This is a genomic window from Bacillus sp. FSL R7-0685, from assembly GCF_038002425.1.
GTDB lineage: Bacteria > Bacillota > Bacilli > Bacillales > Bacillaceae > Bacillus > Bacillus subtilis.
The window spans coordinates 1,144,171-1,169,316 of sequence record NZ_JBBOCN010000001.1; the positions used below are offsets into that span (position 1 = coordinate 1,144,171).

A 25,146-nucleotide genomic window follows, 5' to 3' on the forward strand; every position below is an offset into this window, starting at 1 on the left:
CGTGAAGAGAGCCTCTGCCTATTATTTTTTATGGCGGTACATAGGCGTGAGATAGGGAAGAGAGGTCAGGCGGATGTTGTAGATGAAGTCGATGACTCTTGTCGATATCACCTGGCATATGAGGGCTTGAATGACGATGCCCCAGTCAATAATAGACGCGGTGACCATAAAAATGATGCAATTCATGATGAGCAGGATCGTTCCAGGATTCCCGCCGCGGTAGATAGAAATCATCAGAGCAAGGGCTCCGAATCCTCCGTTCGAAATTTTATATTTGTATAAAAGTCCGATGCCGAGTCCCAATAACACTGCGCCGCTTGCCAGATCAAGCCACAGATTAGATGTGATATCCGGAAAAACCGCATCAAAGATCAATACCGAGACAGAGGTGACGGTGATAGAAGCGAGGGTGCCGGTGAATGTTCTCATCTCCAGCCATTTTAAAGCGGTAAAAAGCATTGATACATTCACAGCCCACACTGAAAATCCGTGGGGGATTTGAAACAGATAATGCAATAGCACCGCAATACCTGCTGCACCGCCTGTTGGAATATCATGCGGAAATAAAAACAAGGACATGCCGAGTCCCTGTAGTACGCCGCCTACGACAATCATAAACGTAAGTTTTGCTTTCATCAGCAGTTCAGCCATTAAGTCATTTGCTCCTTTATGAAAAGACTTGTCCGCTGTTTTCATTTTATGAGGCTGTCCATGATTTATGTCTCAAAATAAAGAAATGGCCCAGCTTAATATGCTGAGCCATCCCACTTGTAGCGATTGACGATCTCCATATTGATCTCTGTTCCAATGCCTTTTCCTTTCGGGATGTGGGCCATTCCTTTTGAAGGCTGCAGGCTGACGAGATCTGTAAAAGGATTCTCCATGACGTCCCACTCGATCGGTTCAATGTGATCGTTCTTCATTTTAGACCATGGGGGCAGACAGGCTTGTGCAAATAAAGCATAGAGCCGTGAGAGCGATCCGTCATATGCATGGGCGGATGCTCTGACGCCGAAATAACGCGCGAGCTGGAGGCAGTCCCGAAACTCATCAATTCCGTTGACATGCATGACATCGGGCTGAATGATATCCAAACAGCGCTGTGAAAGGAGAGGCACATATTGCGCCGGGCCTTTCATGTTTTCTCCGCCGGCAACAGGAACAGACAAACGGCTTCGAATCATAGCGTAATCCTGCGGCTGATCAAAGGGCAAAGGCTCCTCAAGCCAGCCAATGTTCGTCCATTCGGAGAAATAGCGCTCCCATTTAAAAGCCGCAGCGGCATCGTAGCTTTGGTTTGCGTCCAGAATCATCGTAATGGAGCTGCCTGCTGTATGCTGCAGCGCATTGATGTGCCGGACATCCTCCTTGAATGAAGTCCCGCCAATTTTGACTTTGATTTGCTCAAACCCTTTTTTCAACTGGGCTTCAACATTGGAGACTGAGCGGCTGATCCATTGCGGGGAGTCTGAGTACGATTGAAAAGACGCGTACACAGGAATCTCCTCTCTGTATCGCCCGCCCCATAATTCGCAAACCGAACAATCCGCAGCTTTGGCTGCAATCTCTGTCAGCGCCATGCTTACAGCGGAGGCCGCCCGCTGGTGCCATTTTTGAATCGTGCGCACTAATGACAGGCGGCTGCCAGCCTGTTTTCCTAATAGAAATGGGATGATCCGCTTCGTAAAACCGACATGGAGAGCAGGGAGCCAATCAACGCATTCTCCCCAGCCGTCTATCCCGCTTTCGGTGATAATCCTGATGAGATAACAAGTCCGATATCGTTTAAACCCGTTGGCGTCTCCGTATGGCTTTTCTAATCGGTGCAATAGCGGAAAGGTTTCAATCCGTACAATTTTCACACTGGGTGCTACCTTTCCTCAGCGGGCTGGAGCCGATTGCCAGCCATTTTAGGGTCTTCTTTTTCTTTTGTTTCTTCATTGTTTTGCTTCACATGGATGAGCATCATCACAAGAATCCCGACAACGAGAGTCAATCCCGCGATGCTTAAAAACATGCCGGGTCTGGACCATTGCATCAGGCGGCCGAAAATCGGAGGACCGATCGCTACCCCTAAGAAACGTACAGAGCCGTACAGCGAGGTGACAAATCCCCGTCTTTCTTTACCGACAGCCCCGGTAATGAAACTGTTCACACAAGGAAGGACAAGACCTGAGCCTATACTGCTCAGTACAAGAACACTGATAAAAAGGACAAGATTTTCAATGAATGACAGTGCCGCGTAGGATACGGTCATGAACGCCAATCCAAGTACAATCAGCTTTTTCATTAACGATTGCTTTTGCCCGATTTTGCTTCCTGTTGTATAGGACGTCACACACATAACCAAAAGCGGGATCGCTAAAATTAAGCCTTTTTTCACGCCGTCAGTGTCGTATGTTTTTTCAAGAACATCTGAGAGATAAAACAGGATGCCGAATAAAGTAAACAAACAGGTCGCACCGGCTAAATAAGCGGTAAACAGCCATCTGCCTTCATGTTTAAAGACACTTAACAGCCCTTTTGCATATTTTCCGATTGGTGGCGGTTCTTTTTCCTTTTTCTTTTCTTTAATAAAAATCCAAGTCAGTACGATCGAAATGATACAAAACACAGGAAAGGCAAAAAACGCACCATACCAGACAAGCAGGGCGATCAGCGAGCCAATGATCGGCGACAGCACTTTCCCCATGCCGTTTGAAGCTTCAACAAGGCCGAGCACCTTGCTCTCCTGGGCGCCTTTAAACAGATCTCCCGTCAGTGCCATGGCAATTGGGCCGGTTCCGGCTGCCCCGATTCCCTGTAACGCTCGTCCTGCCATGACCCAAGGATAGGCATTGTCAAAAAAACCTGCCGCAAACCCGGCTAACAAACCGCCGGCACCATACAAAATTAAGCAGGGAATAATGATGACTTTCCTTGAGAATCGGTCTGCGAGATAACCGACAATCGGAATCGCAAATGCTGCAATCAAGGAAAATACTGTGATCACGAGACTGACTTGAAATTGTGATAAATGAAGTTCAGATTTCATTTTTGGCAAAATCGGAATAAGCATCGAGTTTCCTAGGGTTAATATTAAAGGGATTGAACCGATCGCTACAATCGTCATTCCGTTATTTTGTTTTGATGATTCCATCTCAGAGCACACTCCTTTTCTTCTGCTTAGAATGTCCCTGATGGCTTCGTTTATTCAGCGATCAGACAGCAAAAAACCGAACAGAAGATACCTGTTCGGGAAAAAAGAGGGTTAACCGAGAGCCTGTGAAATCAAAGCATATATGTGTCCATTTTGAATAGGCGCTTTTTTCTGATAGAACAAAAGCGGAGGTTCATCATCTTTAAGAAATCCCATTTCTATCAGGCTGTTATGCAGAGACGTATGTTCACTCGGTATATCGATTCGCATCGGCCCTTGTTTGCCGGCCGCCAGCCTGTTAATTATTTGTGCTGCAACATCTGATGATGGAGCGATGATAGGGCCGAATTTCAAATTGGCCGGTGTCTGTACAGAAAGTCCGTAGCCAATTAGCTGTCCGTCCTGATTTCGGGCGATGATACATTCGCATGAAGCAGAAATAAGCTGCTGCAAAAGGTTTGATCGATCTCCGCCAAAGGCAGCCAGATCCGCCGCGGTTAAGTCGTGAAAGTCTTGTTCTCTAAAGGATGTCAGTTCAGCATCAAGCTTTTTTGTATAAGGTTGAAAACTGTGACAGCTGTACTTTCGCACTGAACCTGCCGTATGAAAACCTGCTTTTTCATAAAGCGGCAAACCTTCTTTTGTGGCGCAAAGCCTGATGGCGGTGTTTTCACCCGCTTGGGGGATACAGGCGTTTACCATATGCCGGCCGAGACCGAGCCGTTGATATTCTTTGTCCACGATCACGAGGCCGATAGAAGCAAGACGGCCAAACAAAAACAAGCCGATGCAGGAAATAATCTCACCGCTGACATTTTGATAGCCGAAAAAGCGTCCTTGCTGGACAAGCAGTGCCAGCTCTTGTTCGCCGTAATCCGGCCACCCGGCTTGCCTGCAAAGCCGCAATAGACTAGGGATATGTTCTTCATGAAGCTTAATCAGCTCATCGATTACCCTCATACAGATCACCTGCTTGTTTCGAGTTTTTTATACATGATGATATGTGTGCCTATGCCGGGAATCTCAAACGGTTCACCGAGTTCTTCCCAGCCAAGCTTTGAATAGTAGCCTTTCACATGGCTTCTGGCATTGCACCAGACTGCCTGAACGCCGTTCTTTGCCAGTTTCTGCTCCGCGTGTTTGATCAGCGTGCTCCCGCCTTTTTGATCACGATATCCTTCAAGCGTTGCCATGCCTCTCAGCCGATATGCTGGGGATTCTGTTATTAATGGCTGAATTTGCGGGGAAAAAGAAGCGATGCTGATCAGCTTTCCTTCAAAAAACGCGCCGAGATGAAAGGAGCCTTTTGCATGATCCTCTTCATATTTGCATTGTTCAATGGATTGATGGGGACGCAGAATGCGGTGCCGAATTTCATATGTATCTTCCGCGGAAATGGTTTTGACTTCGAGCATAATGTTCCTCCTCATGACTGTTTTTCTATATCGTAACACGAATCCCGTTGAAAAAGACCGCCCGATTGGATCAGACAGTCTTTTAAGGGATTAATGCAAAAAGATATTTTGGCGCTGCTCATCTTTTTGCTGAATATATGAAGTGAGCTCAGCGGTTAAGTCAGATCTGAGGAAAGGCGTTATCAAGTAGATGCCGTTAAACAGCTCGCATGCCGTATCCAGCAGGGAGCGTGCAATTGCAAGGCCTTCCGCCTTTTGCTTTTCTTTATCTTCACCGGCATGGGCCATTTTTTCGCGAATCGTATCAGACAGCTTAATGCCGGGAATTTCATTATGGATGAATTCGGCATTCCGGCTGCTTGTCAGCGGCATGATGCCGATATAGATCGGCGTCTTCAGATGTTTTGTTTCGTTATGGATATCGACAAGCTGCTGCTCGGAATAGACAGGCTGAGAAACAAAATAATCTGCGCCGCAATCTATTTTTTTCTCAAGCCGTTTTACCGCTTTATCCAGATGGCGGACGTTAGGATTAAATGCGGCGGCAACTGAGAAATTCGTTTTCTTGCCGAGCGGTTTTCCAGACAGAGACAGACCTTCATTGAATTGTTTGATCAGCCTGATTAAATCAAAAGATGTTAAATCATATACAGACGTCGCACCAGGAAAATCCCCGATTTTAGAAGGGTCACCTGTAATAGCAAGCACGTCATTCAGCCCTAACGTATCAAGGCCCATTAAATGTGACTGTAAGCCGATAATGTTACGGTCACGGCACGTAATATGGACAAGGGAACGCATATCGAGCTGCTGCTTGACAAGGGCGCCGCAGGCAACATTGCTGATCCGCGGGGTCGCCAAAGAATTGTCGGCGAGTGTCAGGGCATCGATTCCCGCTTCTTTTAATTCAGCAGCAGCGGACAGAAATTTGTCAAAGCTTAGTTTTTTCGGCGGGTCCAGCTCTACGATAATAGAGCGTTTTTTCGCTGCGATCTCATCCAGGCCGGGCTCGGTTCGCTCGTGATGAACAGAAATGAATTCTTTCGCCCGGGTTTTGACTTCTTTTTCCGTAATCGGAGCCAGCCCGCCAACCGCTTCCGCCATCGCCCTGATGTGATTCGGCGTTGTGCCGCAGCAGCCGCCGATAATCCGCGCACCTTGCTTACGGAATTCTGACGCGCTGTTTTGAAAATACGTGTCGTCTGTTTCATAGACGAGCCGTCCCTCTTCAAGCGAAGGAAGACTGCTGTTCGGATAAACGGATAAGAATACGTCATCAAAAATCGGCACTTCGCTTAGCGCTTCAATCATGTGATAAGGGCCGAGGCGGCAGTTAATGCCGACAATATCAGCTCCGAGATCCGCAATCGAGCGCAATGCGTCAGAAAGCGGCGTTCCGTCCTGCAATACGCCTTGCTCGTGCATGGAGACATTGAGCATAATCGGAAGATCAGTCTCTTTGCGCGCGATTTTCAGCACTTCACGGGCTTCTTCCAAATCATAATATGTTTCTAACAGCAAGCCATCCGGCTCTTCATGCAGCAGCAGATACAGCTGCTCGCGGAAGCTGCGCTTAATTTCGTCAAGACTGTATGCGTTTTTATTAAATGTGCGTATGCCGCCCATCGTTCCAAGCACGTATGCATCGCCTGCTGAAGCCCGCGCGATCTTTACGGCCTCCTGATTCATTTTTTTGATGTCATCCTCAAGCCCGTGTCTGGATAATTTAATATAGTTGGCCCCGTACGTATTCGTTTGAATAATGTTGGCTCCCGCTTCAACGTACGCTTTATGTATGCGCTGAATTTCCTCCGGCTTTGAAATATTGAGCTCCTCAAAACACCTGTCAATGCCATAGGAGTAGAGGAGCGTCCCCATGGCGCCGTCACCGATTAACACCTGTCTTTGCAAATCTTCTAAAAGTCCCATTGTCTGCCTCCTTTATTCACATCAGCAAGGAAAAAAGAGAAATAAAAAAAGTCCTCTTAAGAAGAAGACTTTGTCAGTGATTTTGTCTCTTCTTATCTTCCAAGCTGTTCGAGCTTGCTGGATTTAGCACCTTGGTCATGGCTGATCGCCATTACACCGGTTGCTGAAGCTTCGTCGGGCCAGTCCCTCTGCTTCTCTTGATAAGAACGGATATGAAATTTTCGTGTCAGGAAGTGCCAAAAGATACCTGGCGTTTTTCCCTTTCTCCAAATTTACCGAAAATAAAGACAATAATCAATAGGAATCAGAAAATTTATCTGAAATTTATAAATTGAACGTCAATTGGCAGATCTGCTCCCCGCACAGCTGAGATAATCTGCTGCAGGTCATCTTTGTTTTTTCCGGTGACACGCACTTGATCATCCTGCACCTGAGACTTTACTTTCAGTCCGGAGTTTTTGATGATCGTATTGATTTTTTTTGCGTTGTCCTTGTCAATGCCTTGAACAAGCTTTGCACGCTGGCGTACCGTTCCGCCTGACGCGTTTTCAACCTTGCCGTACTCAATGTTTTTTGTCGGTACGTTTCGTTTAATCAATTTGCTGACCAGCACATCTTTCAGCTGGCTTAATTTGAATTCGTCATCGGAAACGAGGACGAGCTCCTCTTTATCTAAAGAAATGTCGCTTTTGCTGCCTTTAAAGTCATATCGGGTACTGATTTCCTTCAGTGCAATTTGGATTGCGTTTTGCACTTCAGGCAATTCCACCTTGGATACAATATCAAATGAGCTTTCTTTAGCCATATGAAAACCTCCATAACATTTAACTTATGTGTTGATTATAGTAGAATAAAGAGAAACTTCCAACAGAACAAAGAATCAATTTGTGATGATTGGAAAAAATGTTAACAAAATCCGCAGAGGAATAAGCGGAACAGGAAGGACGATAGCATGAGACCAGGGCAGCAATTAACCTTGAGTATAGATCACCAAACCGACTTCGGTTACTTTTTAACCGATGGGGAAGATACGATTCTCTTACATAACAGTGAAATGACTGAGGATATCGAGGACAGAGACGAAGTAGAAGTCTTTATATACGTCGACCAGCAGGAAAGGCTTGCGGCCACGATGAAAATTCCGGTCATCAGCGCGGATGAATATGGCTGGGTTGAAGTGGTGGATAAAGTGGAAGATATGGGCGTTTTCGTTGATGTCGGTTTATCGAAGGACGCACTAGTCGCAACTGAGCATTTGCCGCCGTACGAAGATGTCTGGCCGCAAAAAGGGGACAAACTTTACTGTATGCTGAAGGTGACGAACCGGGGGCGCATGTTTGCGAAACCAGCGCCGGAAGATATCATCAGCGAACTGTTTACCGACGCTTCAGAAGATCTGATGAATAAAGAGCTGACAGGTACGGTGTACAGGCTGATCGCATCGGGTTCATTCGTGATCACGGATGACGGTATCCGCTGTTTTATTCACCCGTCAGAAAGAAAAGAGGAGCCAAGACTGGGTTCAAGAGTCACAGGCCGGGTGATTCAAGTGAAAGAAGACGGTTCAGTCAACTTGTCGCTGCTTCCGAGAAAACAGGATGCAATGTCAGTTGATGCTGAGTGCATTCTAACGTATATGAGAATGAGAAACGGTGCCATGCCGTACAGTGACAAAAGCCAGCCTGACGATATCAGAGAACGTTTTAATATGAGCAAAGCCGCCTTTAAACGCGCACTGGGCCATTTGATGAAAAACGGAAAAGTGTATCAGGAAAATGGATGGACATACGAGAAAAAATAGCATGAAAACGGCTCGCCTGCAGCAGACTGCGGAGCGAGCCGTTTTTTTATGTCTAGTTTAATTCATCAACCAGTGTTCTGATTGCCATTTCGCGATCCACATTGTCTGAAATCGCAATCGGCGTAATATCAATGGCGAGAATGATCAGAATCAGGGCACCTGCTGCAGCAACATAAGAAACATAATAGAAATAGTTAGCGGTATCAACAGTGTTGACAAGCTCGGCCTGAACTCTGGATGTATCATCCTTAGAAGCGGCGATTTCCTTTGCAGCTTCTACTTTTTCTTCAACGATTTGACCTGCTTTTTTCAGCAGTTCATCCACTTTCAATGCATCTTTGCTGTAAACAGCTTTCTTCAGGTTATCAAAAAAGTCAGCATCCTCTTTTTTAATATCAGCGACAACCTGATTGGCAAAAGCCTTTGCCTGTTTTGTGTTGAGTTTGTCTGTCATCGCTTTATTAAAGACCTCTGGAAGCTGTTTGCCAACTTCCCCTTGGGCAAACACAAAGCCTTTAAAAATTTCCTCACCTGAATACTCAAGCTGCTTTGCCTGTGCCACACTTTCTTGCTGCTTCACCAAAAACACAGTCGTCACCAATACAACCGACAAAAATACTAGAAACGCCTTCTTCAAACTGAAACCTCTCCCTTCTTGTGTTTTTTATTCCACAACAGTCTGCGAATATATGTAAATTGAATCGTGGAATCGATAGGAGTGAGATACAATATCAAAATGCCGGCCATGATAATCGAAAAACTGATGAGGCCCAGCATGACTGCAAAAATCTCATGCATAAAAACAGCGATGATCAAAATCAATCTCCAATGCTTCTTCGGCGCAAACAGCGCCGCGAAGATGACAATTTGAACCAGCAGCGTCCCCCATGTCGGAATCACCACGAACGGACTTGTTACAATTGGCTTCGTTAACGCCTGAAAAAAGCCGTTGAAGCCTATGGTTTTTTCCTGGGCGAAATAATAGACGGCCGTTCCGTCCACCCATTCCTGCTGAGACAGCTTAGCGACGGTAGAGTGAAAATAAAGCACCGCCACTTGGATTCTGATCACAAAATAAGAAATAAAAGCTGTTATTTTTCCAAGTGTTCTTTTGCCCTCTATAGGTCTCGTACTCCAATGCCATTTTCTCGGATCGGTCAGCGTGATGGGAAGCAGTAAAAAGGTCATGACGGCTGCTGCCTGCTCGCCTCCGTCGATGACGATCAGCGATGACTGCAGGCTGTAACTGACATACCAATGCAGAACCCCGGTGATTCTGGGGCGCCAGCCAATGACAACAAGCACCAGAATGGCAATGCAGACCCATCTGAAAAGATTTAACATCATATAGTTATTTTCGCCGAGGCAAAAGAGACTGAGATTCATTTTACAAGCTGGATAGCTGCTGATCCCGCTGGCTGGCTTCATAATGAGGCTCGGGTGATTGATGAGCAGCGTCAGCAGGCTGGATAGCGCAATGATGCTTCGCGCGAGGCCGTATACATTTGTCCACGGGTTTCTTTCGTCCCATCTGGTGATGGTCTGTTTTATGTTTTCGAGCATGAGATCACAACCTTGACTATGCTTTTTACCTGATAAGACGAAGGGGTGTATTTAGAATAGCTCCAAGGAACAATATCCTCTTTCGTCAAATAGTAGCTTCCACAAAGCAGCGGGCGGGGAGCGGGTGTTTTTAATTGCACGGTTTTGGCTTTGCTTTTGCATGCGCCGAGGTCCTTTTCTTTACATGCTGTCCACTGTTCCTTGCCGACTTGGCTGTAGATCACGCCCATTTCAACGCCTTGTGACCGCCCATACCGATACAGGCCAAATAGGTTGTCAGCCCTCATATTGGGCCATCTGACCTTGGCGCTGGCATTTTCAGCCTCATATAAGCCGATTGCAGTATCACGCGGATTTTTGCTAAAAAAGCCCCAGCCCTGAGGGAGGATGCTGGACATGAGAAATTTGGAGTCCTTTGTCAGCGGAATCGGGGTTGTCCCTAAGCTGCCAATAATAGAAAACAGAAATAGCGAACCCCAAAGGATTGAAAAAATGACAAAAAATGATATCGATTTCTGCATTCGACTGCTCCTTTTAACCTGAAGAATCGTTTTTACACTTTTCATAATATAAAAACATTTATGTAATAAAAAGGTTAAAAAGTATGAGAAATCCCATTTTTGTTAAAAGAAAAAAACAGGACATTTTACACTGCTATATGTGATTGATATATAGTAGTTTTTTCGATATATTTAAACCATGAAAACGAATCAAGTTAATGACCGCTGGATTGTTCAATTTCGAAAAGGGATTTTCGAGCTGGCCATCCTATCCCTACTGCGTTCTAAACCGATGTACGGTTATGAGCTGACGTCATCCTTAAAAACCACCTCGGCGCTGGCTATTTCAGAGGGAGCGATTTATCCGATTTTGAAACGTATGACCGAGAAGGGATGGATCGAATTTTTTTGGGAAGATTCACTGGACGGCCCGAAAAGAAAGTATTACAAAATGACGCAAAAAGGAGAAGAAATGTTAAAAGAACGGCTGGAGAAATACCTGGAAACCCATCAAGCCTTACTGTCTTTATCGGGGGATTTGCTATGAATGGACAGCTTATCATTGACCGATACATGGAGGAACTAAATGCAGAGCTGGCGAATATGCCTGATGTAGAGAGAGAAAACGCTATCGACGAATTAAAGGGGCATATCACCGCTTTCGTTCAAGACAGAATCAAAGCCGGCCTTAGTGAAGAGGAACTGCAGGAAGCTGTTGAATCTGAATTTTCTCATCCGAAGGAGCTTGCCGAATTGATGATGGGTGATGGGGGAGAGACGAAAAGGAGGAGGTCTTTATTGGGCAAAAGCTGGCTTTCGGTCCTTCTCATTGTCACGATTATCGCCCTGCCGCTGCTGCCGTCCGACTTCAGACATCTGCCGCTGGCTGTTTATTTAATGGTGCTCGCCGGATATGTATGGAAGCGGAAAAAATTGATGATGTTTGCAGGTGTCAGAAAAAACAAAATGCGCTCTCAAAAGGAGATTGTCAAGATTTCGCGAGTCGGTGCGGTTTATCTGCTGTTTTTAGCAGTGCTGCTTTTTTTGAGCCCGTTCCTCAATGCGCTTGTCGTCCTGCTGCTGATTGCAGTAAGCTGCGCCGCTTTTTTTCTTTTTCTTAACATCAAGTAATCTTGTAGGAGGCTGTAAGATGGAAATCAGCATCAATTATCTATTAATTGTCATCGCGCTTTTATTCTTTGTGGTTGCCTATTTTGTCGGAATCAAAAAACAAACCTGGATGCTGGCTGGGTTTAACGAGGCGCGTATACGGGATAAAGACCGGCTGGCCAGAATAGCAGGCTACTTTTTCTTGAATTCCGGTTTGTTCATATTGCTGAATAGTTTTATCTCATTTCAAGGTCAGGAGCAGCTCATACCTCCGCTTATACTGGCATATGGAGCAGGGGTTATTATTTATGTCAATAAAAAATTAGTAGAGTAGAAAAAGAAGGGCAGAGCGAAATATCTCTGCCCTTCTTTTTTGGGAAAATAAGAACGAAGCACCACATACAAGTTTTTGTATTTTTGATAGGATGAAGAAAAATGGTAGATTCCAAAATAGGAAGGATGTGGTGTTTTGCGCAACTTGACCAAGACATCTCTATTACTGGCCGGCTTATGCACAGCGGCCCAAATGGTTTTTGTAACACATGCCTCAGCTGAAGAAAGCATCGAATACGACCATACGTATCAAACCCCTTCATACATCATCGAAAAGTCATCGCAGAAGCCGGTACAAAACACAACCCAGAAAGAATCGCTATTTTCCTATCTTGACAAGCATCAAACGCAGTTTAAGCTCAAAGGGAATGCGAACAGCCATTTTCGCGTTTCGAAAACCATAAAGGATCCAAAGACAAAACAAACGTTTTTTAAATTAACGGAGGTTTACAAAGGAATTCCGATTTACGGCTTTGAACAAGCGGTCGCGATGAAGGAAAACAAACAAGTGAAAAGTTTCTTTGGAAAGGTGCATCCGCAAATCAAGGACGTCTCCGTCACACCGTCTATTTCTGAGAAAAAAGCAATACATACAGCAAGGCGTGAGCTCGAGGCTTCCATTGGAAAAATCGAATATCTTGATGGGGAACCAAAAGGCGAATTATATATCTATCCACACGACGGTGAATATGATCTCGCCTACCTTGTGAGACTCTCGACATCTGAACCTGAGCCTGGCTATTGGCATTATTTCATCGATGCCAAAAACGGAAAGGTCATCGAGTCCTTTAATGCCATTCATGAAGCGGCAGGTACAGGAATCGGCGTGTCAGGTGATGAAAAAAGCTTTGACGTCACAGAACAAAATGGGCGCTTTTATTTGGCTGACGAAACAAGGGGAAAAGGGATCAATACATTTGACGCGAAGAACCTGAACGAAACCTTGTTTACGCTTTTGTCTCAACTGATTGGGTATACGGGCAAAGAAATAGTCAGCGGCACGTCCGTATTTAATGAACCTGCGGCTGTAGACGCACACGCAAATGCGCAAGCCGTTTACGATTATTACAGCAAGACATTTGGCCGTGATTCTTTTGATCAAAACGGAGCAAGGATTACGTCTACCGTGCATGTCGGCAAACAATGGAACAATGCTGCGTGGAACGGTGTCCAGATGGTATACGGGGATGGAGACGGTTCGAAATTTAAGCCGCTGTCTGGATCGCTCGACATTGTCGCGCATGAAATCACACACGCAGTCACACAGTATTCCGCCGGTCTTTTATATCAAGGAGAACCCGGTGCATTAAATGAGTCCATTTCTGACATTATGGGCGTGATGGCTGACCGTGATGATTGGGAGATCGGCGAAGATGTCTATACTCCTGATATTGCAGGAGATTCATTGCGGTCATTGGAGGACCCATCTAAGCAGGGAAATCCAGATCATTACTCGAACCGCTACACAGGAACAGAGGATTATGGCGGAGTCCATATCAATTCGTCCATTCACAATAAAGCAGCTTATCTTCTTGCACAAGGAGGCGTGCACCACGGTGTACAGGTTGAAGGGATTGGGCGTGAAGCAAGTGAACAAATTTACTATCGGGCTTTAACATATTATGTAACGGCATCTACAGATTTCAGCATGATGAAGCAAGCGGCGATTGAAGCTGCCAATGATTTATACGGTGAAGGCTCGAAGCAATCAGCTTCAGTCGAAAAGGCGTATGAGGCTGTCGGCATTCTATGAGCAAACAAAAACAGTCAGGACACAGAGTCTGACTGTTTTTGTTTGCTCATTTTCTTAAAAAGAATATCGCCAATGTACCTGGACCGGCATGCGAGCCGATTGCTGAACTGATTGGATGCATAATGATTTCTTTCGGCTTGAACGCTTCCTCAATCAGGTGTTTCATGTCCGTGGCTTTTTCTTTGTTCGCGGCGTAGCTGATCCCGACGGTTTGATTGCTCCAATCATCCCCCCGCTCTTTCATAAGCTCGATGATCCGTTTGAAAAGTTTCTTCTGTCCGCGAATTTTTTCCAGAGGCACAAGCTTGCCGTCCTCCATCTGAAGCAGCGGTTTAATATTCAACAGGCCGCCGACAAAAGCGGACGTTTTGGATATCCGGCCGCCCCTCGCGAGATATGTTAAATCATCAACGGTAAAAATGTGTTCAAGCTGGCTGCAAAAGTTCTTTACAGACGTTTCAATTTCTTGTATTGTATTCCCGTTGATACAGAGATCGGCAGCATGCTGGACAGCCAGACCGTATCCTAATGAAGCGCATTTGGAATCAATGACCCGCAAATCGAAATCGGGGAATTCCTCCTTCACTTCATTGGCGATCATTACAGCTGTCTGATACGTGCCGGAGAGACCTGAGGAAAAGGCAATGTAAAGAGCGGGATCACCTGTTTCGGCATATTGCAAAAACACATTTTTAATCGTTTGCGGTGAGGCTTGGGACGTCTTAGGCGTTTCTCCATTTTGCATCGCTTCAAATATTTGATCCGCATGAATTGTGACTGCATCTTCGAATTCTTTATCGCCGAGAGAAACCCTGAGCGGAATAAAGCCAATGCCTTTTTCTTCAAAATAAGAACGAGGCAAATCAGTGGCGCTGTCAGCGATGAGATGAACTGTCATATTGCTTCCCTTCTTTCCGTTATCGCTCGTTATCATGAGAGTTAAGCCAACTATATCATATTAATTTGCCAAAATCGTGTTCAAATATTTGTTTTAAGGGAAAACATAATAAAGAAGAAAGAGCGGAGGAACATGCCATGGTACTAGATCAAACAAAAAAATTACTCATTGTCATCATCGGCGCTTTACTCAATGCTGCCGGGCTGAACTTATTTTTGATACCTGCAGATGTATATGCCAGCGGATTTACAGGTGTTGCCCAGCTTTTATCAAGCGTCGTTGATCAATATGCCCCCTTTTACATATCGACGGGAACGCTCTTGTTCCTCTTAAACATTCCGGTCGGTATTTTAGGATGGCTGAAGGTCGGCAAATCGTTTACAGTGTACAGCATTTTAAGTGTCGCACTCACTACTCTGTTTATGGGGATCCTGCCGGAAACAAGCCTGTCACATGACATTTTGCTGAACGCGGTGTTCGGCGGCGTCATTTCCGCAGTCGGTATCGGCTTAACATTAAAATACGGAGCTTCGACAGGCGGGCTTGATATCGTCGCCATGGTGCTTGCAAAGTGGAAGGATAAACCCGTCGGCACGTATTTCTTCATTCTGAACGGGATTATCATCTTGACGGCAGGATTATTGCAAGGTTGGGAGAAAGCATTATATACCCTGGTTACGCTGTATGTGACAACAAGGGTGATCGACGCCATTCACACTCGCCACATGAAGCTCACGGCAATGATCGTGACGAAAAAGGCGGACGAAATCAAGGAAGCCATTTACGGAAAAATGGTGCGCGGCATCACAACTGTTCCGGCAAAAGGAGCTTTTACGAACGAACAGAAAGAAATGATGATTATCGTCATCACGAGGTATGAACTGTACGATTTAGAAAAGATCGTCAAAGAAGTTGATCCGAAAGCATTTACGAACATTGTTCAAACGACAGGGATTTTTGGTTTCTTTAGAAAAGACTGACGAAAGCAGGTGGAAGTCGTGAAACGGCTGCTTGTGATGCTCCTCCCCGTGCTGCTTTTGATAGGCTGCGGGAAAGATGAGCAGACAGAACCCGATAAGGAGGTATCAGGCGGAATGGAGAATCAAGAGGTTGTTTTATCTATTGACGCAATTCAGGAGCCTGAACAAATCAAGTTTAACATGTCGCTGAAGAACCAAAGTGAACGTGCTATTGAGTTTCAATTCAGCACAGGGCAAAAATTTGAACTTGTCGTGTATGATTCTGAGCACAAAGAAAGATACCGTTATTCGAAAGACAAAATGTTTACGCAGGCTTTTCAAAACCTGACGCTTGAATCTGGAGAAACATATGATTTCTCTGATGTGTGGAAGGAAGTCCCAGAGCCCGGAACCTATGAGGTAAAGGTGACATTTAAGGGCAGGGCGGAAAATCTCAAGCAGGTTCAGGCTGTTCAGCAGTTTGAAGTCAAATAAGAGGCTATGGCGAGTCGCCATAGCCTTTTTTTATTGCAGTTTGTCCAGCTGATTTTGAAATTGATGGAGCTGTCGACGTTCCGCATCTGTCGAATTGGCATACGCAGAAGATACAGCATTTTTGGCTCTCAGAATCGCTTGCTCCTGATCGCCTTTCTCAAAGCCGTTTGTCACCATGACCGCCTGTTGAACAAATGATTTTGCCTGCTGAAACAGTTCATTCCTCATTTAATATTCAACCTGGCTTTCGGCCGAGTCTCGTGCCGCGGCATGCTGGTGAGCTTCTTCTAAAGTAGACCGATATGGAAATCTTGCGGCGTGTAGCCCGATGGAGTCTTTACCCTGCTGAATAAACCTTCTGGATTTGCTTCGTTTACCCATTTTGAGACTGCCCCCTTCCATACTTTGACGAGCTGAGTCGTCTTCAATAGTATGGTGGGGCAAAGTAAGGTTTATGAGTGGGAAAAATTAATACGGACCTTCTTTAAAATGAGAAATATTCTTTCAAAAATCTTGCAACGCCGTCCTCTTCATTTGTAGCCGTTGTTCGGTTGGCAATCTGCTTGACCGCGTCAATTCCATTTCCCATTGCAACGCCGCAGCCTGCAAATTCAAGCATTTCCAAATCGTTATCCTCATCCCCGAAAGCAATGATCCGCTCCCTCGGCACGCCGTAATAATCGCTGATTTTCTGCAGGCCGACCGCTTTATTCATGCCGCTTTTGATAATTTCAATGACATGCCACGGTGCGGCCCATCTTCTATGGTCGATTACCTCGGCATGCACATCCGATAAATATGAGCGTATTGCCGGCACATCCTCTTCTTTTGCATGTATGAGTACAGACGTCACATCTTCACCAAGATTTTCCCGCAAGTCTCCGACCGTTACATTTGTTGTGTTCATATTAAAGGCATCTATCAGGTGCTCATCATGGTAATGAAAGTATACGTCGTCAATCACTTCAGCAAGCACGTTATGTACGTTGTAGCTTTCGCTGATATCCACGAGCTGTTTGACAACATCAAGCGGCAGTGACGTATGATACCGTCCCCAGCTGTCGTCTTGCGGGTGATGGACAAATGCTCCGTTAAAATTGACAATTGGCGTAGTCAGCTCCATCTGCTGGTAGTACATGGAACTTGAACGATACGGACGGCCTGTTGAGATGCAGACATAATGCCCGTCATCTTTTAGGCGCTGTATCGTCTGAAGGGTGTTTTCAGATATGGTTTTATCATCCTTTAATAATGTTCCATCTAAATCTAATGCGATTAAATAGGGTTTTGTCTCCATGAAAAGCTCCTTTAACCTTAGATTTTGCTTGTTTGGCCTTACTTACAGTGTAGCTTTTTACCATCTTTATTGTCTACATGTTACACTTATGATTATGGTTATCCTAAGGAGGGCACATTGTGATACAAATTGAGAATCAAACCGTTTCCGGTATTCCGTTTTTACATATTGTAAAGGAAGAGAACAGGCACCGCGCTGTTCCTCTCGTGATCTTTATCCATGGTTTTACAAGCGCGAAGGAACACAACCTTCATATTGCTTACCTGCTTGCGGAGAAGGGTTTTAGAGCCGTTCTGCCGGAGGCTCTGCACCATGGGGAACGGGGAGAAGAAATGGCTGTCGAAGAGCTGGCGGGGCATTTTTGGGATATCGTCCTAAACGAGATTGAAGAGATCGGCGTACTTAAAAACCATTTTGAAAAAGAGGGCCTGATAGACGGCGGCCGCATCGGTCTCGCAGGCACGTCAATGGGCGGCATCACAACGCTTGGCGCTTTGACTGCATATGATTGGATAAAAGCCGGCGTCAGCCTGATGGGAAGCCCCAATTACGTGGAGCTGTTTCAGCAGCAGATTGACCATATTCAATCTCAGGGCATTGAAATCAATGTGCCGGAAGAGAAGGTACAGGAGCTGATGAAACGTCTCGAATTGCGGGATCTCAGCCTTCAGCCGGAGAAACTGCAACAGCGCCCGCTTTTATTTTGGCACGGTGCAAAAGATAAGGTCGTGCCTTACGCGCCGACCCGGAAATTTTATGACACGATCAAATCCCATTACAGCGAGCAGCCGGAACGCCTGCAATTTATCGGAGATGAAAACGCTGACCATAAAGTCCCGCGGGCAGCTGTGTTAAAAACGATTGAATGGTTTGAAACGTACTTATAAAGCACTAAGTTATTAACAAGAGCTGAATTTACGTTATACTGTAGAAAAAAGGAGTGAGGGAACGTGGAAGAAGCATTAAAAGAAAACATCATGGGCGCCCTGGAACAGGTTGTCGATCCTGAGCTTGGCGTTGATATCGTGAACCTCGGCTTGGTATATGACGTTGATATGGATGAAGACGGCTTGACGCACGTGACGATGACGCTAACATCAATGGGATGCCCTTTAGCGCCGATTATCGTGGATGAGGTGAAAAAAGCATTAGCGGACCTTCCTGAAGTGAAAGACACAGAGGTTCACATTGTATGGAATCCGCCTTGGACTAGGGATAAAATGTCCAGATACGCAAAAATTGCGCTTGGCATTCAATAAAACAAAAGAGGACAGCCTGACATGTGAGGCTGTCCTTTTTTACAGCTGAAAGGAGTGAAAGGAAATGATGTACCTGCTGGCAGTTTTATGCCCGCCGCTTGCTGTTTTGTTTTCGGGAAAACCGTTTCAGGCCTTGCTGAATCTCATATTGACCTGTATCTTTTGGCTGCCGGGCGCGATTCATGCCTGCTTTATCGTCGCCGACCGCCGTGCCGAAAAACGGGCAAGAAGATAATTTGGAAAAATGAGGACGCAGTCATGGTATAATGGTCATAAAAAACAGCAGGGAGAGCACTATGAAAAAGAAATTGCTTGCATTCGCGCTTTGTACTGGCGCGTATGCGGCCCTGTTTGCGTACTCTGTGAACTCAGAGCAAAAAACAGACACAAGCGAGATGACGGATGTCAGCCGCCTGATGCCTGTAAAAATAAAGCAGACAGTGAAAGGGCAGGAAGAGGAAACGCTCATTGACACAGTCAAAGAGGCAAATCGAAAAAACATAAAAATTTCAATCGCCGGGGCCCAGCACTCCATGGGCGGCCATACATATTATGAGGACGGCATCGTTCTCGACATGACGGGCTACAACAAAATCCTGTCACTCGATCAAGAGAAGAAAACCATCAGGGTGCAAAGCGGTGCAACGTGGAATGATATCCAGAAATACGTGAATCCATACGGACTCGCGGTAAAAGTCATGCAGTCACAAAACATTTTTACAATCGGCGGATCTCTCAGCGCAAATGCACACGGACGTGATATTCGCTACGGCTCGCTAATTGATACAGTCAAATCATTCCGGCTTTTAAAAGCTGACGGGACGATTATCACTGTCACTCCAAAAGATGATTTGTTTACGGCGGTCATCGGAGGGTACGGCCTTTTTGGCGTGATTCTTGATGTAACGCTTGAGCTGACAGATGATGAGCTGTATGTCATGAAGACAGAAAAAATGAATTACAGCACATACTCAGACTATTTTTCAAAGCATGTAAAAGGAAATCCAGATGTCCGAATGCATCTGGCGCGAATTTCAACAGTGAAAAAAGGATTTCTGAAAGACATGTATGTCACAAATTACGTATTGGCTGATCATCAGGATCAACTGCCATCATACAGCGATCTCAAAGAAGATGAGTATACGGGAGCCACAAAGTTTGCACTCGGTTTGTCAAGACAGTATGAATGGGGCAGGAATTGGCTGTGGGACACACAGCAATCCTATTTCCTGAGCCAAAACGGCACAGAGATTTCACGCAATAACGTCATGCGGTCCGAATCAAAGTTTCTTGAGTATGAAAACAATGACAACACAGATGTTTTGCAAGAATACTTTGTGCCCGTGAAGGAGTATGGGTCCTATATTGATGACCTGAGACAAACGCTGTCGGACGAAGATCTGAACCTGCTGAACATTACGATCCGCTACGTGCAGAAAAATGAAAAGGCCGACCTTTCCTATGCGAAGGACGATATGTTTTCGCTCGTGCTATTAATAAACGAGGGCTTTTCAAAAGAAGACCAGGCAGATACTGCCCGAATCATCAGGCGCATGACAGACGTTGCCATCAAGCACGGCGGCAGCTATTATCTGCCTTATATGACCTACCAGACAAAAGAGCAAATGAGACAGGCATATCCGAAAAGTGAAGCGTTTTTTCAGAAAAAACGAACCTATGACCCGGATGAGCGCTTTATGAATTACTTTTATCAGAGGTATAAATAATGGGGAAAAACAAATTAAAATGGCTGACATTATCACAAAGCAGCGTGTTTTTCGCAAGCAGCTTAATCTTTCCGTTTTATATTCTGTTTGTGAAAAATATCGGCTCAAGCTACACACAGTTCGGTTTTTCCTACGGATTGTTCGGGTTGAGCGGAGCGCTCATTTACCCGCTCCTCGGACGGCTGTCTGAAAGGTTTGACAGCCGTTATTTTCTGCTTCTGAACTCGTGGGGGATGGCTGTTCTGCTTTTATATGTCCCGCATATCGGAAGCGTCGTTCAAGTGTATATCGTCCAAGTGCTGTTAGGGCTCTTTGGAGCGATGCAAAAGCATGGAGAAAAAGTGCTGATCGCTAATTTTACAGACAGCGGAGAGCGTGGAAAGAAGATTGGAAATTACCATTTTTGGACAGCTGTCTTTTCAGCAGCAGCCATTATGCTCGGGGGCTTTCTCGCTGACTTTTTTACAGTGCAAATGATTTTTTATGCAAGCTCTATTCTATATTTTTTGAGTGGATTGATGATGATGAAAACAGGCTGACGCGGTCAGCCTGTTTTTTTATGCGGCTGAAATGCGGCGCCGCATCAACGTTTTTGTGCTGGAGTCGTGCTGATTTTTTTGAGCGGAATTTCCATTGAACAGAAAATTTATAAATGAATAAAAATATTAAATATACGATTGAATTAATTTTTATTCATGTTATAATGTTAAATAATTTCACAAAGACCAAGAGGGTGAACTTGTTTTGAAAATAGGAATTGTAGGTGCTACAGGATATGGAGGCACCGAACTTGTCAGGATTCTTTCGCATCATCCTCATGCAGAGGAATGCATACTTTATTCATCCAGCGGAGAAGGGAATGTCTATAGCGAGGGTTATCCTCATCTTACCGGCTTAGCGGATCAGAAGCTGAAGCCGATTGATATGAATACGATCAAACACGAAATAGATATCATGTTTCTCGCTGCGCCGCCCGGAGTATCAAGTGAATTGACTCCAAAGCTGGCAGACGCGGGAATTCCGGTTATTGATCTGTCAGGTGATCTGAGGATACAAGAACCGGCTGAATATGAAAAATGGTATAAACGGACAGCGGCACCGAAGGCGGTGATTCAAGAGGCGGTATACGGTCTGGCAGAACTGAATCAACTGCAAATTCAACAGGCGAAACTCATTGCCAATCCAGGCTGTTTTCCAACAGCTGTTTTGCTTGGCCTCGCGCCATTGGCTCAAAAGAAACTGCTCGATGAATCTTTCGTTATCGTTGACGCGAAGACGGGTGTTTCCGGAGCGGGAAGAAAAGCATCCATGGGAACCCATTTTTCTGAGCTGAACGACAATTTTAAAATTTACAAAGTCAATGAACATCAGCATACGCCGGAAATTGAGCAGGCGCTGAATGAATGGCAGCCAGGCCTCGGGCCCATTACATTTTCGGCTCACTTGGTTCCGATGACAAGGGGCATCATGGCGACGATGTATACCAGATTAACCTGTGATCTATCAGCAGATGACCTGCATGATTTATATTCGGAATTTTACCAAGATTCATATTTTGTGAGAGTGAGGCCAAAAGGTCAGTACCCGCAAACGAAAGAAGTGTACGGCAGCAATTTCTGTGATATCGCCGTGACCCTCGATGAGAGAACGAACAGAGTCACGATCGTCTCGGTAATCGATAATTTAATGAAGGGTGCCGCCGGTCAGGCAGTGCAAAACTTTAATTTGATGAATGGCTGGAATGAAGAAACTGGACTCACCATCACGCCAATTTATCCATAGAACGGGAGAGAATCGAACTATGATTCAGTTAAGTGAAGATCAAATTGTAAAAGTAACAGGGGATGTATCCTCGCCAAAAGGGTTTCAGGCAAAGGGTGTGCATTGCGGGCTGCGCTACTCGAAAAAAGACCTCGGTGTCATTATCAGCGAGACACCGGCTGTGAGTGCAGCAGTTTATACCCAAAGCCACTTTCAGGCTGCTCCGATCAAAGTGACACAAGACAGCTTAAAGCACGGACCGACACTGAAAGCCGTCATCGTCAACAGTGCCATTGCCAATGCCTGCACGGGAGAACAAGGTCTAAAGGACGCATACACAATGCGGGAGAGCTTTGCTTCACAGCTTGGCATTGAGCCGGAGCTTGTCGCTGTTTCATCAACGGGTGTCATCGGCGAGCATTTAGACATGGAAAAAATCCACACGGGGATCGAGCTGCTGAAAGAAACACCTGCGGGATCAGGCGATTTTGAGGAAGCGATTTTAACAACTGATACGGTGATCAAGCAGACGTGCTATGAGCTGACAATTGGCGGCAAAACAGTCACGATCGGCGGAGCGGCCAAAGGCTCAGGGATGATACATCCGAACATGGCCACGATGCTGGGATTTGTGACAACTGACGCGGCAATTGAAGAAAAAGCGCTGCAAAAGGCGCTTCGGGAAATCACTGACGTTTCATTTAACCAAATCACAGTTGACGGAGAAACATCCACGAACGATATGGTATTAGTTATGGCGAATGGCTGCGCCGAAAACGAGTGCCTGACAGAAGACCATCCAGACTGGCCGGTCTTTAAAAAAGCGCTCATGCTCACTTGTGAGGATCTGGCTAAAGAGATTGCCAGAGACGGAGAGGGCGCGACAAAACTAATTGAAGCCCAAGTACAGGGAGCGAAAAACAATCTTGATGCAAACGTCATTGCCAAAAAGATTGTCGGATCAAATCTTGTAAAAACGGCAGTATACGGAACAGATGCCAACTGGGGGCGGATCATCGGAGCCATCGGACACTCCGCAGCACAGGTGACGGCAGAAGAAGTAGAGGTTTATCTTGGCGGCCAATGCCTGTTTAAGAATAACGAACCTCAGCCATTCTCTGAATCTCTCGCCAAGGAATACCTTGAAGGAGATGAAATCACCATTGTCATCAAGATGGATGAAGGGGACGGAAACGGGAGAGCGTGGGGCTGTGACCTGACCTATGACTATATCAAAATTAACGCGAGCTATCGCACGTAATAAGGGGAGCGAAATGAAGAAGACAATCGTTTTTAAATGCGGGGGAAGTGTAATCCGTGAGCTGTCGGAAGAATTTTTTCAAAATCTGAAAGAGCTGATGGCGTCAGGCTGGAAGCTGGCGATCGTACATGGCGGGGGACCGGAAATCACAAATATGCTGAAACGGTTAAATATCAAGACAGAGTTTTCGGGCGGACAGAGGAAAACAACGAAGCCGGTGCTGGAAGTGGCGGAAATGGTTTTATCCGGTTCTGTCAATAAATTTTTCGTTGCTGAGCTTGCCAAACACGGACTGCGAGCCGCAGGCATTTCTGGTAAGGATGGAGGTCTTTTGGAGGCTGATTATCTAGATCCGGAAACATACGGAGAAGTGGGAGAAATCAAAAAAGTCGATGCGTCCATGGTGAACGCGCTGATGGAAAATGGCATCATCCCCGTTATTGCGCCGCTGTCTATGACAAGCGACTGCAAAACGCTGAATGTAAATGCTGATCTGGCTGCTTCAGCAGTCGCCGGAGCGCTTGAAGCCGATAAGCTGATGTTCGTCACGGATGTCGATGGAATCATGAAGGAAAAGCAACGTCTGGACGTCCTGACCCCTAAGGAGATTCAGATGCTGATCAAGCAGGAAGTGATCACCGGAGGGATGATCCCGAAGGTCAATTCAGCCTTGTCAGCTTTATCAGATCAGGTGTCTGAAGTCATGATCGTAAACGGAAAAGGTTCATTCTTCGCAGAACAAACCTTTCAGGGGACAAAAATCGTCAAAGCAAAGGAGGCTGTTTCATGAGCAGCTTGTTTCAAACCTACGGCCGTTGGGATATTGACATCAAAAAAGCAAAGGGAACGTACGTTGAGGATCAAAACGGCAAAATGTACCTTGATTTCATTCAGGGGATTGCGGTATCAAATCTAGGACACTGCCATGAAGCGGTGACAGAGGCAGTCAAAAAACAGCTTGACAGCGTATGGCACGTATCAAACCTGTTTCAAAACAGTCTCCAAGAGCAAGCGGCGCAGAAGCTGGCAGCGCATAGTGCAGGAGATCTTGTCTTTTTCTGCAACAGCGGCGCGGAGGCGAATGAAGGTGCGATAAAGCTTGCCCGAAAAGCAACTGGAAAAACAAAAATCATCACTTTTCTTCAGTCGTTCCATGGCCGCACGTATGCAGGGATGGCTGCGACCGGACAGGATAAAATCAAAACAGGCTTCGGCCCGATGCTTGAAGGCTTTCACTATCTGCCATACAATGATCCTTCTGCTTTTAAAGCTCTTGGGGAGGAAGGCGATATTGCCGCGGTGATGCTTGAAACAGTGCAGGGAGAAGGAGGAGTCAATCCGGCGAGTGCTGAATTTTTATCAGCCGTACAGTCGTTTTGCAAGGAAAAGCAAGCCCTTCTCATCATTGATGAAATCCAGACCGGCATCGGACGGACGGGAAAAGGCTTCGCATATGAGCACTTCGGACTCTCACCGGATATCATCACAGTCGCCAAAGGATTGGGAAACGGCTTTCCGGTCGGCGCTGTCATCGGAAAGAAACAGCTTGGAGAAGCGTTTACCCCTGGTTCTCACGGAACGACTTTCGGAGGAAACATGCTGGCGATGGCTGCTGTGAATGCCACATTGCAAATTGTATTCCAGCCTGACTTTTTGCAAGAGGCTGCTGACAAAGGGGCGTTTTTAAAAGAACAGCTTGAGGCAGAGCTAAAGAGCCCTTTTGTTAAACAAATCCGAGGTAAAGGATTAATGCTTGGAATTGAGTGTGATGGCCCGGTTGCTGACATTATTGCTGAATTGCAGACATTAGGCTTGCTTGTATTGCCGGCCGGCCCGAACGTGATTCGGCTGCTGCCGCCGCTCACCGTGACTAAGGATGAAATAGCAGAAGCCGTCAGCAAGCTGAAACAGGCAATCGCTCATCATTCCGCTGTAAACCAGTGATT

Annotated in this window: 29 protein-coding genes, 1 pseudogene and 1 riboswitch; of the genes and pseudogenes, 16 read left to right on the forward strand and 14 right to left on the reverse strand. The window is 45.8% G+C overall.

The annotated features are described in order from the left end of the window. Positions 1 to 21: 21 nt before the first annotated feature. From MKY50_RS05960 to MKY50_RS05990, 7 genes are all read right to left on the reverse strand, one after another. Complete coding sequence (locus MKY50_RS05960; protein WP_009966972.1) at positions 22 to 651, reverse strand: YitT family protein; 630 nt, start codon at positions 649 to 651, stop codon at positions 22 to 24. 95 nt (positions 652 to 746) lie between these two features. Continuing rightward, positions 747 to 1,862 carry a mandelate racemase/muconate lactonizing enzyme family protein gene (locus tag MKY50_RS05965; protein ID WP_341116313.1) on the reverse strand — a complete coding sequence of 372 codons (1,116 nt, stop codon included), beginning with the start codon at positions 1,860 to 1,862 and terminating at the stop codon, positions 747 to 749. Between the two features lie 8 nt (positions 1,863 to 1,870). Continuing rightward, positions 1,871 to 3,139 (reverse strand): MFS transporter, encoded by a 1,269-nt coding sequence (locus tag MKY50_RS05970; protein ID WP_003233041.1) that lies wholly within the window; start codon positions 3,137 to 3,139, stop codon positions 1,871 to 1,873. Between the two features lie 111 nt (positions 3,140 to 3,250). Beyond that, positions 3,251 to 4,099 carry a GNAT family N-acetyltransferase gene (locus MKY50_RS05975; RefSeq protein ID WP_341116315.1) on the reverse strand — a complete coding sequence of 283 codons (849 nt, stop codon included), beginning with the start codon at positions 4,097 to 4,099 and terminating at the stop codon, positions 3,251 to 3,253. Between the two features lie 5 nt (positions 4,100 to 4,104). Beyond that, the gene (locus tag MKY50_RS05980) at positions 4,105 to 4,554 is read right to left on the reverse strand and encodes a GNAT family N-acetyltransferase (protein ID WP_033883611.1); all 450 of its coding nucleotides are present in this window, start codon (positions 4,552 to 4,554) and stop codon (positions 4,105 to 4,107) included. Between the two features lie 90 nt (positions 4,555 to 4,644). Beyond that, positions 4,645 to 6,483, reverse strand: coding sequence for a bifunctional homocysteine S-methyltransferase/methylenetetrahydrofolate reductase (locus MKY50_RS05985; RefSeq protein ID WP_003245847.1), 1,839 nt, complete (start codon positions 6,481 to 6,483; stop codon positions 4,645 to 4,647). A gap of 89 nt (positions 6,484 to 6,572) precedes the next feature. Next, positions 6,573 to 6,690, reverse strand: a riboswitch (SAM riboswitch). A gap of 106 nt (positions 6,691 to 6,796) precedes the next feature. Further along, a complete protein-coding gene (locus MKY50_RS05990) occupies positions 6,797 to 7,288 on the reverse strand; it encodes a YajQ family cyclic di-GMP-binding protein (protein WP_014479415.1) in 492 nt (163 codons plus the stop codon). Between the two features lie 98 nt (positions 7,289 to 7,386). Between MKY50_RS05990 and MKY50_RS05995 the strand changes: the two are divergent. Continuing rightward, positions 7,387 to 8,284 (forward strand): annotated as a pseudogene (locus tag MKY50_RS05995) (CvfB family protein). A gap of 52 nt (positions 8,285 to 8,336) precedes the next feature. On the opposite strand, the gene MKY50_RS06000 reads toward MKY50_RS05995, so the two are convergent. Genes MKY50_RS06000 through MKY50_RS06010 form a run of 3 tightly spaced genes read right to left on the reverse strand, consistent with a single transcriptional unit; the run spans position 8,337 to position 10,368 of the window. Next, entirely contained in the window at positions 8,337 to 8,921 is a 585-nt protein-coding gene (locus tag MKY50_RS06000) for a sporulation delaying protein family toxin (RefSeq protein WP_003244950.1), read from the reverse strand. Next, positions 8,918 to 9,847, reverse strand: coding sequence for a sporulation-delaying protein SdpB family protein (locus MKY50_RS06005; RefSeq protein WP_003233028.1), 930 nt, complete (start codon positions 9,845 to 9,847; stop codon positions 8,918 to 8,920). The genes MKY50_RS06000 and MKY50_RS06005 overlap by 4 nt, the downstream gene beginning before the upstream one ends. After that, positions 9,832 to 10,368 (reverse strand): SdpA family antimicrobial peptide system protein, encoded by a 537-nt coding sequence (locus tag MKY50_RS06010; RefSeq protein ID WP_003245405.1) that lies wholly within the window; start codon positions 10,366 to 10,368, stop codon positions 9,832 to 9,834. The genes MKY50_RS06005 and MKY50_RS06010 overlap by 16 nt, the downstream gene beginning before the upstream one ends. Positions 10,369 to 10,546: 178 nt before the next feature. Between MKY50_RS06010 and MKY50_RS06015 the strand changes: the two genes are divergently transcribed. From MKY50_RS06015 to nprB, 4 genes are all read left to right on the forward strand, one after another. Beyond that, on the forward strand, positions 10,547 to 10,894 hold the full coding sequence (locus MKY50_RS06015) for a PadR family transcriptional regulator (protein WP_003245674.1): 348 nt from the start codon (positions 10,547 to 10,549) through the stop codon (positions 10,892 to 10,894). Further along, positions 10,891 to 11,478, forward strand: coding sequence for an HAAS signaling domain-containing protein (locus MKY50_RS06020; protein WP_341116317.1), 588 nt, complete (start codon positions 10,891 to 10,893; stop codon positions 11,476 to 11,478). The genes MKY50_RS06015 and MKY50_RS06020 overlap by 4 nt, the downstream gene beginning before the upstream one ends. Positions 11,479 to 11,497: 19 nt before the next feature. After that, positions 11,498 to 11,791, forward strand: a complete 294-nt coding sequence (locus tag MKY50_RS06025; protein ID WP_003233021.1) for a DUF3784 domain-containing protein — start codon at positions 11,498 to 11,500, stop codon at positions 11,789 to 11,791. 135 nt (positions 11,792 to 11,926) lie between these two features. Further along, positions 11,927 to 13,543, forward strand: a complete 1,617-nt coding sequence (gene nprB, locus MKY50_RS06030; RefSeq protein ID WP_129010187.1) for a neutral protease NprB — start codon at positions 11,927 to 11,929, stop codon at positions 13,541 to 13,543. A 46-nt stretch (positions 13,544 to 13,589) separates the two neighbouring features. On the opposite strand, the gene MKY50_RS06035 is transcribed toward nprB, so the two are convergent. Continuing rightward, positions 13,590 to 14,441, reverse strand: coding sequence for a DegV family protein (locus MKY50_RS06035; RefSeq protein ID WP_128747026.1), 852 nt, complete (start codon positions 14,439 to 14,441; stop codon positions 13,590 to 13,592). Positions 14,442 to 14,578: 137 nt separating this feature from the next. Between MKY50_RS06035 and MKY50_RS06040 the strand changes: the two genes are divergently transcribed. Both MKY50_RS06040 and MKY50_RS06045 read left to right on the forward strand, forming a co-directional pair. After that, positions 14,579 to 15,421, forward strand: a complete 843-nt coding sequence (locus tag MKY50_RS06040) for a YitT family protein (RefSeq protein WP_003245017.1) — start codon at positions 14,579 to 14,581, stop codon at positions 15,419 to 15,421. An 18-nt stretch (positions 15,422 to 15,439) separates the two neighbouring features. Further along, on the forward strand, positions 15,440 to 15,895 hold the full coding sequence (locus tag MKY50_RS06045; protein WP_014479419.1) for a BsuPI-related putative proteinase inhibitor: 456 nt from the start codon (positions 15,440 to 15,442) through the stop codon (positions 15,893 to 15,895). A gap of 30 nt (positions 15,896 to 15,925) precedes the next feature. Here MKY50_RS06045 and MKY50_RS06050 read toward each other — a convergent pair whose 3' ends face one another. From MKY50_RS06050 to yitU, 3 genes are all read right to left on the reverse strand, one after another. Further along, positions 15,926 to 16,123: a DUF3813 domain-containing protein gene (locus MKY50_RS06050; protein WP_273796792.1), complete on the reverse strand. Its 198-nt coding sequence runs from the start codon at positions 16,121 to 16,123 to the stop codon at positions 15,926 to 15,928. After that, positions 16,124 to 16,276 (reverse strand): hypothetical protein, encoded by a 153-nt coding sequence (locus MKY50_RS06055; protein ID WP_017695668.1) that lies wholly within the window; start codon positions 16,274 to 16,276, stop codon positions 16,124 to 16,126. It lies immediately after the preceding gene. 103 nt (positions 16,277 to 16,379) lie between these two features. Then, entirely contained in the window at positions 16,380 to 17,192 is an 813-nt protein-coding gene (gene yitU / locus MKY50_RS06060; protein WP_019712363.1) for a 5-amino-6-(5-phospho-D-ribitylamino)uracil phosphatase YitU, read from the reverse strand. Between the two features lie 119 nt (positions 17,193 to 17,311). Between yitU and MKY50_RS06065 the strand changes: the two genes are divergently transcribed. From MKY50_RS06065 to MKY50_RS06105, 9 genes are all read left to right on the forward strand, one after another. Continuing rightward, on the forward strand, positions 17,312 to 18,079 hold the full coding sequence (locus MKY50_RS06065) for a prolyl oligopeptidase family serine peptidase (RefSeq protein ID WP_341116318.1): 768 nt from the start codon (positions 17,312 to 17,314) through the stop codon (positions 18,077 to 18,079). A gap of 63 nt (positions 18,080 to 18,142) precedes the next feature. Beyond that, a complete protein-coding gene (locus MKY50_RS06070) occupies positions 18,143 to 18,451 on the forward strand; it encodes a metal-sulfur cluster assembly factor (RefSeq protein WP_014479422.1) in 309 nt (102 codons plus the stop codon). Between the two features lie 64 nt (positions 18,452 to 18,515). Next, complete coding sequence (locus MKY50_RS06075) at positions 18,516 to 18,686, forward strand: YqaE/Pmp3 family membrane protein (protein ID WP_003232996.1); 171 nt, start codon at positions 18,516 to 18,518, stop codon at positions 18,684 to 18,686. Positions 18,687 to 18,747: 61 nt separating this feature from the next. Further along, entirely contained in the window at positions 18,748 to 20,178 is a 1,431-nt protein-coding gene (locus MKY50_RS06080) for an FAD-binding oxidoreductase (RefSeq protein WP_341116319.1), read from the forward strand. Next, complete coding sequence (locus MKY50_RS06085; RefSeq protein ID WP_003232993.1) at positions 20,178 to 20,717, forward strand: MFS transporter; 540 nt, start codon at positions 20,178 to 20,180, stop codon at positions 20,715 to 20,717. The genes MKY50_RS06080 and MKY50_RS06085 overlap by 1 nt, the downstream gene beginning before the upstream one ends. A gap of 205 nt (positions 20,718 to 20,922) precedes the next feature. After that, positions 20,923 to 21,960, forward strand: a complete 1,038-nt coding sequence (argC, locus tag MKY50_RS06090) for an N-acetyl-gamma-glutamyl-phosphate reductase (RefSeq protein ID WP_341116320.1) — start codon at positions 20,923 to 20,925, stop codon at positions 21,958 to 21,960. A 19-nt stretch (positions 21,961 to 21,979) separates the two neighbouring features. Next, on the forward strand, positions 21,980 to 23,200 hold the full coding sequence (argJ, locus tag MKY50_RS06095) for a bifunctional ornithine acetyltransferase/N-acetylglutamate synthase (RefSeq protein ID WP_341116321.1): 1,221 nt from the start codon (positions 21,980 to 21,982) through the stop codon (positions 23,198 to 23,200). 13 nt (positions 23,201 to 23,213) lie between these two features. Further along, complete coding sequence (gene argB, locus MKY50_RS06100) at positions 23,214 to 23,990, forward strand: acetylglutamate kinase (RefSeq protein ID WP_014476417.1); 777 nt, start codon at positions 23,214 to 23,216, stop codon at positions 23,988 to 23,990. Beyond that, positions 23,987 to 25,144, forward strand: coding sequence for an acetylornithine transaminase (locus tag MKY50_RS06105; protein WP_225721952.1), 1,158 nt, complete (start codon positions 23,987 to 23,989; stop codon positions 25,142 to 25,144). The genes argB and MKY50_RS06105 overlap by 4 nt, the downstream gene beginning before the upstream one ends. Positions 25,145 to 25,146: the final 2 nt, after the last annotated feature.